At 57.0% G+C, this 13,046-nt stretch carries 12 protein-coding genes; 6 read left to right on the forward strand and 6 right to left on the reverse strand.

Annotation, left to right across the window (positions count from 1 at the left end; translation table 11 throughout):
- Nucleotides 1–336: 336 nt before the first annotated feature.
- A complete protein-coding gene (gene galR / locus SOM48_RS10040; RefSeq protein WP_128482178.1) occupies nt 337–1,347 on the forward strand; it encodes an HTH-type transcriptional regulator GalR in 1,011 nt (336 codons plus the stop codon).
- A 547-nt stretch (nt 1,348–1,894) separates the two neighbouring features.
- On the opposite strand, the gene SOM48_RS10045 is transcribed toward galR, so the two are convergent.
- The 5 genes from SOM48_RS10045 to lysA all read right to left on the reverse strand — a co-directional run bounded on the left by SOM48_RS10045 (nt 1,895) and on the right by lysA (nt 7,422).
- Nucleotides 1,895–2,347, reverse strand: coding sequence for a GNAT family N-acetyltransferase (locus SOM48_RS10045; protein ID WP_320511870.1), 453 nt, complete (start codon nt 2,345–2,347; stop codon nt 1,895–1,897).
- Entirely contained in the window at nt 2,344–3,117 is a 774-nt protein-coding gene (locus SOM48_RS10050) for a GntR family transcriptional regulator (RefSeq protein ID WP_320511871.1), read from the reverse strand. The genes SOM48_RS10045 and SOM48_RS10050 overlap by 4 nt, the downstream gene beginning before the upstream one ends.
- Nucleotides 3,118–3,146: 29 nt before the next feature.
- Nucleotides 3,147–4,574 (reverse strand): glycoside hydrolase family 1 protein, encoded by a 1,428-nt coding sequence (locus tag SOM48_RS10055; RefSeq protein ID WP_320511872.1) that lies wholly within the window; start codon nt 4,572–4,574, stop codon nt 3,147–3,149.
- A gap of 7 nt (nt 4,575–4,581) precedes the next feature.
- Complete coding sequence (locus SOM48_RS10060) at nt 4,582–5,919, reverse strand: PTS sugar transporter subunit IIC (RefSeq protein WP_076769149.1); 1,338 nt, start codon at nt 5,917–5,919, stop codon at nt 4,582–4,584.
- Nucleotides 5,920–6,159: 240 nt separating this feature from the next.
- A complete protein-coding gene (gene lysA, locus SOM48_RS10065) occupies nt 6,160–7,422 on the reverse strand; it encodes a diaminopimelate decarboxylase (protein ID WP_313353701.1) in 1,263 nt (420 codons plus the stop codon).
- 121 nt (nt 7,423–7,543) lie between these two features.
- On the opposite strand from lysA, the gene SOM48_RS10070 reads away from it, so the two are divergent.
- Complete coding sequence (locus tag SOM48_RS10070; protein WP_320511873.1) at nt 7,544–8,470, forward strand: LysR family transcriptional regulator; 927 nt, start codon at nt 7,544–7,546, stop codon at nt 8,468–8,470.
- Here the strand turns inward: SOM48_RS10070 and SOM48_RS10075 are convergent.
- Nucleotides 8,467–9,159, reverse strand: a complete 693-nt coding sequence (locus tag SOM48_RS10075; RefSeq protein WP_320511874.1) for an aspartate/glutamate racemase — start codon at nt 9,157–9,159, stop codon at nt 8,467–8,469. The genes SOM48_RS10070 and SOM48_RS10075 overlap by 4 nt on opposite strands.
- A gap of 147 nt (nt 9,160–9,306) precedes the next feature.
- Between SOM48_RS10075 and SOM48_RS10080 the strand changes: the two genes are divergently transcribed.
- The 4 genes from SOM48_RS10080 (at nt 9,307) to SOM48_RS10095 (ending at nt 13,037) form a co-directional block, all read left to right on the forward strand.
- The gene (locus SOM48_RS10080; protein ID WP_023480914.1) at nt 9,307–9,633 is read left to right on the forward strand and encodes a cupin domain-containing protein; all 327 of its coding nucleotides are present in this window, start codon (nt 9,307–9,309) and stop codon (nt 9,631–9,633) included.
- A 478-nt stretch (nt 9,634–10,111) separates the two neighbouring features.
- Complete coding sequence (locus tag SOM48_RS10085) at nt 10,112–11,002, forward strand: carbohydrate ABC transporter permease (RefSeq protein ID WP_076769150.1); 891 nt, start codon at nt 10,112–10,114, stop codon at nt 11,000–11,002.
- A complete protein-coding gene (locus SOM48_RS10090; RefSeq protein WP_023480718.1) occupies nt 10,995–11,897 on the forward strand; it encodes a carbohydrate ABC transporter permease in 903 nt (300 codons plus the stop codon). The genes SOM48_RS10085 and SOM48_RS10090 overlap by 8 nt, the downstream gene beginning before the upstream one ends.
- A 12-nt stretch (nt 11,898–11,909) precedes the next feature.
- Nucleotides 11,910–13,037 (forward strand): ABC transporter ATP-binding protein, encoded by a 1,128-nt coding sequence (locus SOM48_RS10095; protein WP_054804551.1) that lies wholly within the window; start codon nt 11,910–11,912, stop codon nt 13,035–13,037.
- Nucleotides 13,038–13,046: the final 9 nt, after the last annotated feature.

Below are 13,046 nucleotides of genomic sequence, written 5' to 3' on the forward strand. Positions count from 1 at the left end.
CTGTTACACGGTAGGATAAAAAAAACCTGCGCATCTGCGCAGGTCGGTGTAAGTCGAGTGTGCAACGTAGCGTTGCGCTCACCTATCAATACCTCTGGGATGAACAGAGTCGCACGGTCGGGCCGCCGACAACCAGCGGTCAATCGAAACAGGCTTTCGCAAAGTGTAAGTAAAGGTTCTCAGTGTGTGCATTTGCAACGCCGCGCATGTAACGTTTTCACGATGCGCGCCGCGCTGGCTCACGTTTGCAAAGACTGGTACACGCGCCGCCTTGAACAGACGCCCCTTTTCCGTAACACTAACTGCAGTGTAAACGCTTACCCAGGAAGGTAGAGAATGGCGACGATTAAAGACGTTGCGCGGCTGGCCGGGGTCTCGGTTGCGACGGTGTCGCGCGTGATTAACAGCTCACCAAAAGCCAGTGAAAACTCGCGCCAGGCGGTACAGAGCGCGATGGATTCGCTTAATTACCACCCGAACGCCAACGCCCGCGCGCTGGCGCAGCAATCGACCGAGTCGGTGGGGCTGGTGGTGAGCGACGTATCGGATCCCTTTTTCGGCGCGATGGTAAAAGCCGTTGAGCAGGTCGCCTCCGCCACCGGCAACTTTCTGCTGATTGGCAACGGCTACCACGTAGAAGAGAAAGAGCGTAAAGCGATTGAGCAGCTGATTCGCCACCGCTGCGCGGCGCTGGTAGTGCACGCCAAGGTGGTGCCGGACGAAGAGCTGGCGTCGCTGATGAAGCAGATCCCCGGTATGGTGCTGATTAACCGCATTCTGCCCGGCTTCGAGCAGCGCTGTGTAGCGCTCGACGACCGCTACGGCGCCTGGCTGGCGACGCGCCATCTGATCCAGCAGGGCCATACGCGCATTGGCTATCTCTGCTCCAACCATGAGATCTCCGACGCCGACGACCGCCTGCAGGGCTATTACGACGCGCTGAAAGAGAATGGTCTGCCGTGCAACGACAGGCTGGTAACCTTTGCCGAGCCGGACGAGAGCGGCGGCGAGCAGGCGATGACCGAGCTGCTCGGGCGTGGACGTAACTTTACCGCCGTGGCCTGTTACAACGACTCGATGGCCGCAGGTGCAATGGGCGTGCTGAATGATAACGGGATTGATGTGCCGCGCGAGATTTCGCTGATTGGCTTCGATGATGTGCTGGTGTCGCGCTATGTCCGCCCGCGGCTGACTACCGTGCGTTATCCGATCGTGACGATGGCGACCCAGGCCGCCGAGCTGGCGCTGGCGCTGGCGGAAAACCGCCCGCTGCCGGAGATCACCCATCTCTTTAACCCGACGCTGGTGCGCCGTCATTCAGTGATTGCGCCGCCGGAGAGTTCATAAGGCGCACATTGCAGTTGAAGTCGCGTAGGCCGGATAAGCGTAGCGCCATCCGGCATTATCTCCGCGGCACAATTGCCGGATGGCGGCTGCGCCTTATCCGGCCTACAAAAACGCGCTTTCAGCGAAACCAGTGCGGTTTTATATCTGCAATATGACAGCGAGGGGTTGTGTCCCCGCTGAAATCGGCGAACCGGAGCGTGAATGACAAGGTCTGGACGCCATGGATGGCGGACAGAGGCGAACCGAGACAGGATGTCGAGTCGAGCCGGCCGCCGTCAGGCACGCGGGAGGTGAGCGCAGTGCGCAGCACCGATTTCCTCGCGGGGCCGCGGGGATTGACAAGGGGGGAGCGGTCCCCCCCTTGTCCCGTTCACCGCACCGGTGATAAAAATATTCCCCCGCACGCCTGGTGAACGGAACCATTCCACCAAAGCCACATGCAAACCCCATTGCCGGATGGCGCGTACCGCTTATCCGGCCTACGGGATCGGTGCGTTTTTGTAGGCCGGATAAGGCGTAGCCGCCATCCGGCAATGATGCAGCGGCGCTATCTCAGCGCAATGCGATACAGATGCACGCTGGTATTCGGGTAATCGAGGCCATCCCCGATATACGCCCAGCCGAAACGCTCATAATAGTCACGGAAAGCGGCGTAGAGGTGCAACTGGTCAAAGCCCATCCCTTTCGCCTGATCCATAACATGGCGCTGTAACCGCCCGGCCAGCCCCTGGCCGCGCGCACTCTCTTTTACATAGAGCGCAGCAAGCCATGGGTAAAGATCCTGGCGGCTGATCAAATCGCAGCGCCACAGCCCGACGGTGCCCAGCAGTTCACCGCCCTCTACCATCACATAAGTCAGCGGTAGCTGCCCCGGCGTCTGGCTGTGCTCAATGATGCTGGCGAAAAACTCTCGCGACAGCGAGTCGCCAAACTCCTGCCACAGCCAGTCGGTCACCTGCCCCGCATGCTGCGGTGCCTCATAAAGCGGCAGAATAGTCACATCAACTTCCCCTGAAAAATCGGTACCGACTCAAACAGATAGCCGTCAAAGTCCGGCGCGTCTTCGTCCGACAGCTCCAGCAGACTCTTTTTAACGTTTTCGAGATGCTGCCACATCGCCTGCCAGGCACCCATCACATCGCGGCGGCGCAGCGCGGCCAGCAGGGTTTGGCGGTCGCCGAGCCACTTCAGGCGGTAGGGTCGGCTGGCGATATGCACGTTGAACTGCTGCCACAGCGGGCTGCTGTCCATGTGATGCCAGATACTCTCGACCGTTGCCAGCAGCATCTGGTTTTGCGACGCGCCCGCCAGCACCAGGTGGAACATCTTGCTGTTGTCCTGCGAAGTGTCGTTGAGGGCGATGGCGCGCTGCTCCTGCTCGAGGATGCGCCGAAGATTGTCGATATCCGCCCGCGTCGCCATTTTGGCGGCAAAAGCGGCGATATTGCTCTCCAGTAGCTGGCGCGCCTGAAGGATCTCAAAGGGGCCGACATCGCTGCTTAAAAAGCGCTCCTCTTCGTTTTCATGGGCCTGAGGAATGCGCATCACATAGACCCCGGAGCCCTGGCGAATATCCACCGTGCCTTGCAACTCCAGCATCAGCAGGGCTTCGCGCACGATGGTACGGCTGACGCCATACTTCTCGGCAATATTGCGCTCCGGTGGCAAGCGCGAGCCAACGGGGTAGTGACCCTCGATGATCTGCTCACGCAGATCGTCGCCAATCTCCTGGTACTGTTTTTTCTCCGGCGGGACGACGGCCTTCTCCACGATATCACCTGCACTTATCAGTCGTTGCGCTATCTTACTTCATCATCAAGGGTCAGGGTCAACTGACGCTCATCCCTGAGCTTGCGAAACCAGCCAAGGGACTTTTTCGGCCTGCGGTCGCGGTTGTGTTGCAGGTCGATCTCCACCAGCCCATAGCGGTTTTTGAAGGCATTCATCGGTGACACGTTATCGGTAAACGCCCACAGCATATAGCCCTGGCAGTTTGACCCCGCCTCCTTCGCGCGCAGCGCCTGGTAGAGGTGCGCGGCGATAAAGTTGATGCGGTAATCATCCTCAATGGTGCCCTGCGCGTTGCGAAACTGCCCTTCGTTCTCAATGCCCATGCCGCTCTCCGCCACGAACCACGGAATATTGCCGTAGTCGTTTTTAAGACGCATCGCCATATCAAAAACGATCTCCGGCAGGATCTCCCAGCCGCGCGAGGTGTTCATCTTGCGCCCCGGCAGCTCAAACGGCTCGTAATAGTAGGCCGGATGGAAAGGCGTTTCCGGGTGCCACGCGCGGGACGGGGCTTTGACGCGGTGCGGATAGTAGAGGTTAATCCCCAGCTCATCGACGGTGTTATCGCGAATAATCGCCAGCTCCTCGTCGCTGCACTCCCACTTCACCCCATGTTTCTCCAGCAGCGCCAGCAGCTCCGCCGGGTAGTGCCCTTTAACCATCGGGTCGAGAAACACCCGGTTGTAGAAGAGATCGTAGCGCTCGGCTGCCAGCAGATCGTGCGGCGCGCGCGAACGCGGGTAGGTCACTTCCGGGTTGAGAATACAGCCGACGCTGCCCTTGTACCCCTTCTCACGAAACAGCTTCACCACTTTCGCGGTGGCGAGGTTTTTATGATGGTTCCACTGCATCCAGGTCGAGGTGTTCTGCTCATAGGGCCAGCGCAGCGCGTCAAGGTAGACGCGGGTCTGCACCACAATTGGCTCATTAAAGGTGAACCAGCGCGTCACCTTCTGGTGGTAGCGCGCAAACACCTTTTCGACATAGAGCAGGTAGAGTTCGACCACTTTTTTCGACGCCCAACCGCCGTAGGTTTCCAGCAGATAACCGGGCAGCTCATAGTGTTCGAGGCAGATCATCGGCGCAATGCCGTGGCGCGCCATCTCATCAAACAGCTCGTCGTAGTAAGCGGCGTAGCGCTCATCCACCACGCCATTTTCATAATCGGTGAGAAAACGTGACCAGTTGATCGAGGTGCGGTAATGGGTTAAGCCCGCCTGCTTCATCAGTTGCACATCTTCGCGAAAGCGCTGGTAGAAGTTGGTCGCCACCGCCGGGCCGTAGCCCTGGTGCCAGACGTGACGATCGTTTTTGTACCAGAGATCGGGCCACGAATCCTGGCCCTCGCGTTTGTCCTTCCACCCTTCCGTTTGCCAGGCCGACGCAGCGGCACCGAGGATAAAGTCAGGCGGGATGGTGACGGTTTTGGTGCTCATAACGTCCTCACACTTTCGGCGTTGAAGAGGTGGCTTCCGCTTGCAGCTGCGCCTGCTCGGCGCGGCGTGAGGCAATCTTCACAAACGGCAGATAGATGATGATGGCGGTCAGGATGCAGATAAGCTGCGTGATCACCGCCCCCATCGATCCGGCGGTGGAGAGCCACGCGTTGATCAGCGGCGGCGTGGTCCACGGCACCATCACCACCGCTTTACCGGCAAAGCCGCTGGCGGTAGCGAAGTAACCGATCGAGCCGGTCACCAGCGGCGTGATAATAAAGGGGATCGCAAGGATCGGGTTGAGCATGATCGGCATACCGAAAATCACCGGTTCGTTGATGTTGAAGATCCCAGGGCCGATAGAGAGCTTGGCGATCTCCTTCATCTCCTTGCGTTTGGTCGCGATCATCACCGCCACCAGCAGGCCGATGGTCAGCCCCGATCCGCCGATGCTCATATAGACATCCCAGAACGGCATGGTGATGATGTTCGGCACCTCTTTGCCCTGCTCAAAGGCGCTCATATTGACGGTGATCGCCCCCAGTAGCAGCGGTTCGCGGATTGGTTTGATCATCTGGTTACCGTGGATGCCAATCACCCAGAAGAGCTGGGCGACAAACATCAGCAGCAAGATCCCCGGCAGGCTCTGCACCACCCGCTCCAGCGGCTGCTGCACCACCTGATAGACGGCGTCATAGAGATACATGCCGGTCAGCTGGTGGAAAATAAAGCCGAAGGTGGCGATCGCGGTAGTGGTAATGATCGCCGGGATCAGCGCGGAGAATGAGGCGGAGACGTTGGGCGGCACGGTGTCCGGCATCTTGATCTTCAGCCCTTCGCGCGTCTCCAGCCAGCAATAAATCTCCACCGACAAAATGGCGATAAACATGCCGAGGAACAGGCTGCGGGTATCGGAGAACTGGCGCAGCAGCACATCTTTCACCACGTGCATCTGGCCATCGACCAGCATTTCAACGGTGGTCGGCGTCACGCAGATAAAGCAGATCACCGCCAGCAGGCCGGGAAACAGCGTGCGAATACCGTTGATACGCCCCAGCTCGATACCGATTAAGAACACCGCCCCGATATTGAGGAAGTTAAGCGTGGCGTAGTTGATGGCGCTGGTAATCGGCTTTAGCGCCGCCAGAAAGGAGAGCGACTGGAAGCTGGCGAGCCCGTTTTTCGGGTCCAGCACCATATTGGAGATCAGCACAGAGAAGGCGCCGACAATGATCACCGGCATCAGGGTAATAAACGAGGCCTTGATGGCCATGATGTAGCGATAGCTGTTGAATTTCGTCGCGAAACTCCCCAGCGAATCGATGAGCTTTTCTTGTAGGGCCATGAGTTAACACCTCAGTAAAGGAGCTTTTTTATCGATGCAGGGATACCGCTGTCGTCCCATTTGGCATACCAAAAATAGCCACGCCCGGCGAAAAGTTCTGTGATGCGCCTCGCAACACCCAATCTGGTATTCCAAAATGCGGCATAGCGCGCATTTGGCATACCACCTTACGGATTGCAGGGATTTATGGAAAAAAGGAGGGGCGATCCCGCTATCTACAAGCGGGATCGTGGATCAGGTTTAGAACTGCTCGAGGCCGATCAGCTCTTCAATGGTCTGGCGACGGCGGATCAGGCGCGCCACGCCGTTATCAAACAGCACTTCCGGCAGCAGCGGGCGGCTGTTGTAGTTTGAGGACATCGACGCGCCGTACGCACCGGTATCGTGCAGGACTAAATAGTCCCCGGCTTTCACTGCCGGTAGCGGGCGCGTTTCCACTTTGCCGCCCTCTTGCTGGGTAAAGACATCGCCCGATTCGCACAGCGGACCGGCAACCACGGTGTCGATGCGCGCCGCGTCGCGCAGATCGCGCCCGTCGGCGGCCAGCGCCGTAATGTGGTGATAGCTGCCGTACATCGCCGGGCGCATCAGATCGTTAAACCCGGCGTCGATCAGCACAAAGTGGCGGCTACCCATGGTTTTCACACTGCGCACCTGGGAGACCAGCACGCCCGACTCCGCCACCAGGAAGCGCCCCGGTTCGATCTCCAGTTTCACCGCATGGCCGAGATGCTGCGCGATTTTCTCCCGCGCGGCGTTCCACAGGCCGTAGTAGTGCGCGGTATCTACCGGCTCTTCGCCTTCGTGATAAGGAATCGACAGGCCGCCACCGGCAGAGATAGCCGGCAGATCCTGACCAAAGTCGATCACCTGCTGCACCATCGCTCCGCACACCTGCTCAAGGTGACCATAATCAACGCCGGAGCCGATGTGCATGTGGATGCCCGCCAGTTGCAGGCCGTAACGCTGCATCACCTCCAGCGCCGCGCCCATGTCGCTATACCAGATACCATGTTTGCTGTTCTCGCCGCCGGTGTTGGTTTTCTGACTGTGACCGTGACCAAAACCGGGGTTAACGCGCAGCCAGACGCGGTGGCCTGGCGAAACGGCACCGAGCTGCTCCAGCATATCTACTGAACCGGCGTTCACCGCGATGCCCAGCTCGCTGACGCGGGCGATCGTCGCCTCATCCAGCACATCGGCGGTAAAGACAATATCGTCCGGGTGCGTTTTCGGATCGTAACCCGCCGCCAGCGCACGCTCGATTTCGCCCAGCGACACCGAATCCACCTTCACCCCCTGCTCGCGCATCAGGCGCAGAATATGAATGTTAGAGCAGGCTTTCTGGGCAAAACGGATGACGTCAAAGTCGCGCAGTTTTGCGATCTGTTCGCGAATGATTTGCGCATCGTAAACCCATACCGGGCAGCCAAATTCCGCAGGCAGTTGCAGCAGGTTAGCGGCGTTGAGGTCGGTTTCTGTCTGGTGTAGCGAGCGTGGCATAACAACTCCGTCAGCAATCTTTTTTATGATTACGCCATAGGTTAGAGCGAATAAAAAATATCGTTTTATCGCGAGGCTATGCAAAAATGATATGGATAACCTTCTGCAACTGGATCATCTCATGCCCGCTGTTAACCTGCGCCATATCGAAATTTTTCACGCCGTGATGACCACCGGCAACCTGACCGAGGCCGCGGCCATGCTGCACACTTCGCAGCCAACCGTCAGCCGGGAGCTGGCGCGCTTTGAAAAGGTGCTGGGTCTGACGCTGTTTGAGCGCTCGCGCGGGCGGCTGCACGCCACGGTGCAGGGGCTGCGGCTGTTTGAAGAGGTGCAGCGATCCTGGTACGGGCTGGACAGGATCGTCAGCGCGGCGGAGAGCCTGCGCGAGTTTCGCCAGGGGGAGCTGTCGGTCGCCTGTCTGCCGGTCTTTTCGCAATCCTTTTTACCGTTGCTGTTGCAGCCCTTTCTCGCCCGCTACCCGGACGTCAGCCTCAACATTGTGCCGCAGGAGTCGCCGCTGCTGGAGGAGTGGCTCTCGGCACAGCGCCACGATTTAGGCCTGACCGAAACGCTCACGACGCCCGCGGGCACCGAGCGCACGCCGCTGCTGACCTGTAATGAAGTGTGCGTGATGCCAGAGGATCATCCGCTGGCGCAGAAAAGGGTGCTGACACCGGCGGATTTTCAGGGGGAGAATTACATCAGTTTGTCGCGTACCGACAGCTATCGTCAGCTGCTTGACGCCCTGTTTAGTGAGCACCAGGTGAAGCGCCGCATGGTGCTGGAAACCCACAGCGCGGCATCGGTTTGCGCAATGGTGCGCGCCGGGGTCGGCATTTCCGTGGTGAACCCGCTGACCGCTCTCGACTATGCCACCAGCGGCGTGGCGGTGCGGCGTTTCAGCATCGACGTGCCCTTTACCATCAGCCTTGTGCGCCCGCTGCACCGCCCCGCTTCCGCGCTGGTCGATACCTTTGCCGAACATCTGCAGGCAGCCATGCCGCGTATTAGCGCGCCGCTGGCCGCCATGCTCGGCGAGGATTAAGAGAGCATAAAATCGACCGCGGCAGCAGCATGCAGCGCAGCCGTGTCGAACACCTTAATCGGGCTGTGGGTTTCAGGCAGCAGCAGGCCGATTTCGGTACAGCCAAAAATCACCCCTTCTGCCCCTTCGCTCGCCAGCTGTTTAATCACATTCATAAAGTAGTAGCGCGATTCGTCGCTGAAGGTGCCAAGGCAGAGCTCATCAAAGATGATCTCATTGATGCGCTGACGATCTTCCGGGCCGGGCACCGTAGTTCTGATGGCGAACTGCTTCTCCAGCCGCCCGCGATAAAAATCCTGCTCCATGGTGTAGCGTGTACCCAGCAGCGCGACATTGCGCAGCCCGGCATTTTCAATGGCGTGGCCGGTGGCATCGGCAATGTGCAGGAAAGGGATCTGGCAGCGCTCTTCAATTTGCCCCGCCACTTTGTGCATGGTGTTGGTACAGAGCACAATCGCCTGCGCCCCGGCCTGCTCAAGACCCGCCGCCGCCTGGCCGAGGATATCTCCGGCTTTGTGCCACTGCGCGGTGGCCTGGCAGGTTTCAATCTCGTGAAAATCGAGGCTATGCAGCAGCAAGCTCGCGGAGTGCAAACCGCCCTGGCGTGCTTTAACGCCCTCGTTAATCAGCCGATAGTAGGGAATGGTCGATTCCCAGCTCATGCCGCCCAGCAGTCCAATTGTTTTCATCGTCTTTCTCCGTCTCGTTCTCGCGCAATCATGCAAAGTTGTGATCGACTTTCAACTTCTCCGGCCCGGCGTTTATTTTTCCGCCACCGTGAGATAAATTATTTAAAACATTGTTTCAGTATCTCTTACCTACTACAGGACAGCCCGATGTTTATCTTTCATAAAGACACGCAACTTGACGACCTGGGCAACGGCGTTACGCGCCGTATTCTCGCCCATGGCGGCAAAATGATGGCGGTTGAAGTTATGTTCGAACAGGGCGCTGTCGGCCCGATGCATAACCACCCTCATGAGCAGCTCACCTATGTTTTATCCGGGGAGTTCGAATTTACCATCGGTGATGAGAAACATATCGTCACCGCAGGCGATACACTTTACAAGCAACCGCACATTATGCACGGCTGCGTCTGTCTGAAGCCGGGCACCCTGCTCGATACCTTCACGCCGATTCGCGAAGATTTTCTGCAATCCTGAGTTTTTGAGCCGTGAAAAGCGCCTCCCGCCGTGGAGGCGTTTTTATTTCTGCGCCATAAATAATCCTTCGCCAGATAATGGTTTAAATATTGAATGATTTCACCGCGCGATATTTTTCTCTGCCCCTTCGCTTGTCGAAATACCCGCTTTTTATTTACTGAAAAGCCCGCGCTTTTTACCTGAAAATGACTGCCAAATCACTTTATTGAAACATCGTTTCGACTTCGATCACATTTCAGCAATTTAACGAATGACGGCACATTTAAACACAATAAAATATTTTAAAACGATGTTTTACAATTCAAGAACGCAAGTTCAGAGGATTTTAAAACCCGGAATAATGCCAATAATTTCCGGCAGTTACAGATTTTAAACGCTTTGATTTCATTAAATATTGTGATCTAACGCACCCTTTGTTGCGTGAAAGGGCGGCGGCTCTCCGAATCCGAATTACACATTGCTCGCCAGGTAGGTATCTATGAATGAAAACAGACTACTGGGATTGGCCTGGATATCACCTTACATAATAGGGTTGATTGTCTTTACCGCTTTCCCATTCATCTCATCCTTCTTTCTCAGTTTTACTGAGTATGATCTGATGAGCCCGCCGGTATTTAATGGCATCGAAAACTACCGCTACATGTTTACTGAAGATACCCTCTTCTGGAAATCGATGGGCGTGACGTTTGCTTATGTCTTTTTAACCATTCCGCTGAAGCTGGCCTTTGCGCTGGGCATCGCCTTTGTGCTCAATTTTAAATTGCGCGGCATCGGCTTTTTCCGCACCGCTTACTACATTCCGTCGATCCTCGGCAGCTCGGTTGCTATCGCGGTGTTGTGGCGCGCGCTGTTCGCCATCGATGGCTTGTTAAACAGCTTTATCGGCGTCTTTGGCCTTGATCCTGTTAACTGGCTCGGCGAGCCGTCGCTGGCGCTGATGTCGGTGACGCTGCTGCGCGTCTGGCAGTTCGGTTCGGCGATGGTGATCTTCCTGGCGGCGCTGCAAAACGTTCCGCAGTCGCAGTATGAAGCGGCGATGATCGACGGCGCCAGCAAATGGCAGATGTTTATGAAGGTGACTGTGCCGCTGATTACGCCGGTGATCTTCTTCAACTTCATCATGCAGACCACGCAGGCGTTCCAGGAGTTTACCGGCCCGTACGTGATTACCGGCGGCGGCCCGACCTACTACACCTATCTCTTCTCGCTCTACATCTACGACACCGCGTTCAAATATTTCGATATGGGTTACGGCGCAGCGCTGGCCTGGGTGCTCTTCCTGGTGGTGGCGGTCTTTGCCTCTGTCGCCTTTAAGTCCTCGAAGTATTGGGTCTTCTACTCTGCCGATAAGGGAGGCAAAAATGGCTGATGTTCAACACCTTACGCCGGGCATGAAAGAGGCTGAACGTGAAGTGGCGCGCACCCTGCGCCGCGAGAAAATCAGCGCCTGGATCCGCTACACGATCCTGCTGCTGGTCGGCCTGCTGATGCTCTACCCGCTGGCGTGGATGTTCTCGGCGTCGTTCAAACCGAACCATGAGATCTTCACCACCCTCGGGCTGTGGCCGAACCACGCCACCTGGGACGGTTTTATCAACGGCTGGAAAACCGGCACCGAATACACCTTCGGCCATTACATGCTCAACACCTTTAAGTATGTGATCCCGAAAGTGATCCTGACGATCATCTCGTCAACGGTGGTGGCGTACGGTTTTGCGCGCTTTGAGATCCCGTGGAAGAACTTCTGGTTCGGCACGCTGATCGCCACCATGCTGCTGCCGAGTACCGTGCTGCTGATCCCGCAATACCTGATGTTCCGTGAAATGGGCATGCTCAACAGCTATATGCCGCTCTACCTGCCGCTGGCTTTCGCCACCCAGGGCTTCTTTGTCTTTATGTTGATTCAGTTCTTACGCGGCGTGCCGCGCGATATGGAAGAAGCGGCGCAGATTGATGGCTGTAATTCGTGGCAGGTGCTCTGGTACGTGGTGGTGCCAATCCTGAAACCGGCGATTATCTCCGTGGCGCTGTTCCAGTTTATGTGGTCGATGAACGACTTTATCGGGCCGCTGATCTACGTCTACAGCGTGGATAAATACCCCATCGCGCTGGCGCTGAAAATGTCTATCGACGTGACCGAAGGCGCACCGTGGAACGAAATTCTGGCAATGGCGAGTATCTCCATTCTGCCGTCCATCATTGTCTTCTTCCTGGCACAGCGCTACTTCGTACAGGGCGTCACCAGCAGCGGAATCAAAGGTTAAGAGGGAAGTATCATGGCTGAAGTAATTTTCAACAAACTGGAAAAAGTCTACTCCAACGGCTTCAAAGCGGTACATGGTATCGACCTGAAAATCGCCGACGGTGAGTTTATGGTAATTGTTGGCCCCTCCGGCTGCGCCAAATCGACCACCCTGCGCATGCTGGCAGGGCTTGAGACCATCAGCGGCGGCGAAGTGCGCATCGGCGAGAAGATTGTCAACAACCTCGCGCCGAAGTCGCGCGGCATCGCCATGGTGTTCCAGAACTACGCGCTCTACCCGCATATGACCGTGCGCGAAAACCTCGCCTTCGGCCTGAAGCTGAGCAAAATGCCGAAGGATGAGATCGCACGCCAGGTAGATGAAGCAGCGAAAATTCTCGAACTGGAGGAGTTAATGGATCGTCTGCCGCGCCAGCTCTCCGGCGGCCAGGCGCAGCGCGTGGCCGTTGGCCGTGCGATTGTGAAAAAACCAGATGTCTTCCTGTTTGACGAACCGCTCTCCAACCTTGATGCCAAGCTGCGCGCCTCGATGCGCATCCGCATTTCGGATCTGCATAAGCAGTTAAAAAGCTCCGGTAAACCGGCGACCACCGTGTATGTGACCCACGATCAGACCGAAGCGATGACCATGGGCGACCGCATCTGCGTGATGAAGCTCGGCCATATCATGCAGGTCGATACGCCGGATAACCTCTATCACTTCCCGAAAAACATGTTCGTCGCGGGCTTTATTGGCGCGCCGGAGATGAACATCAAACCGGCGAAAATTGTGCAGAAAGAGGGTTCCCTGCACATTACCGTCGGCCAGGAGACGCTGGCGCTTAACGCTCATCAGCAGGAGAGAGTCGCGGCTTATGCCGACAAAGAGGTCTTCTTTGGCGTGCGTCCGGAGTTTGTCTCCGTCGCCGATGAGCCCTTCAGCGACGACTGCGGCGCGGGCGATCTGGTGCGCGTCGAGAACATGGGTCACGAGTTCTTCGTCTACCTGAAAGTCGCCGACTATGAGCTGACCGCACGCATACCCTCGGATGAAGCCAGGCCGTTGATTGCTAAGGGGCTTCACCGGAAGGTGTACTTCAAGTTCGACATGAATAAGTGCCATATCTTTGACGCGAAAACGGAACAGAACATCTCTCTATAGCTAAAAACA

The organism is Kosakonia sp. CFBP8986 (genome assembly GCF_034044935.1).
Classification (GTDB): domain Bacteria; phylum Pseudomonadota; class Gammaproteobacteria; order Enterobacterales; family Enterobacteriaceae; genus Kosakonia; species Kosakonia cowanii.

Bases quoted from the DNA above. Each gene is read 5' to 3' on its own strand.
- SOM48_RS10060 (WP_076769149.1), bottom strand. From the start codon at position 5,919: ATGGCCCTACAAGAAAAGCTCATCGATTCGCTGGGGAGTTTCGCGACG.
- SOM48_RS10080 (WP_023480914.1), top strand. From the start codon at position 9,307: ATGTTTATCTTTCATAAAGACACGCAACTTGACGACCTGGGCAACGGC.
- lysA (WP_313353701.1), bottom strand. From the start codon at position 7,422: ATGCCACGCTCGCTACACCAGACAGAAACCGACCTCAACGCCGCTAAC.
- SOM48_RS10075 (WP_320511874.1), bottom strand. From the start codon at position 9,159: ATGAAAACAATTGGACTGCTGGGCGGCATGAGCTGGGAATCGACCATT.
- SOM48_RS10055 (WP_320511872.1), bottom strand. From the start codon at position 4,574: ATGAGCACCAAAACCGTCACCATCCCGCCTGACTTTATCCTCGGTGCC.
- SOM48_RS10095 (WP_054804551.1), top strand. From the start codon at position 11,910: ATGGCTGAAGTAATTTTCAACAAACTGGAAAAAGTCTACTCCAACGGC.
- SOM48_RS10090 (WP_023480718.1), top strand. From the start codon at position 10,995: ATGGCTGATGTTCAACACCTTACGCCGGGCATGAAAGAGGCTGAACGT.
- SOM48_RS10070 (WP_320511873.1), top strand. From the start codon at position 7,544: ATGCCCGCTGTTAACCTGCGCCATATCGAAATTTTTCACGCCGTGATG.
- galR (WP_128482178.1), top strand. From the start codon at position 337: ATGGCGACGATTAAAGACGTTGCGCGGCTGGCCGGGGTCTCGGTTGCG.
- SOM48_RS10085 (WP_076769150.1), top strand. From the start codon at position 10,112: ATGAATGAAAACAGACTACTGGGATTGGCCTGGATATCACCTTACATA.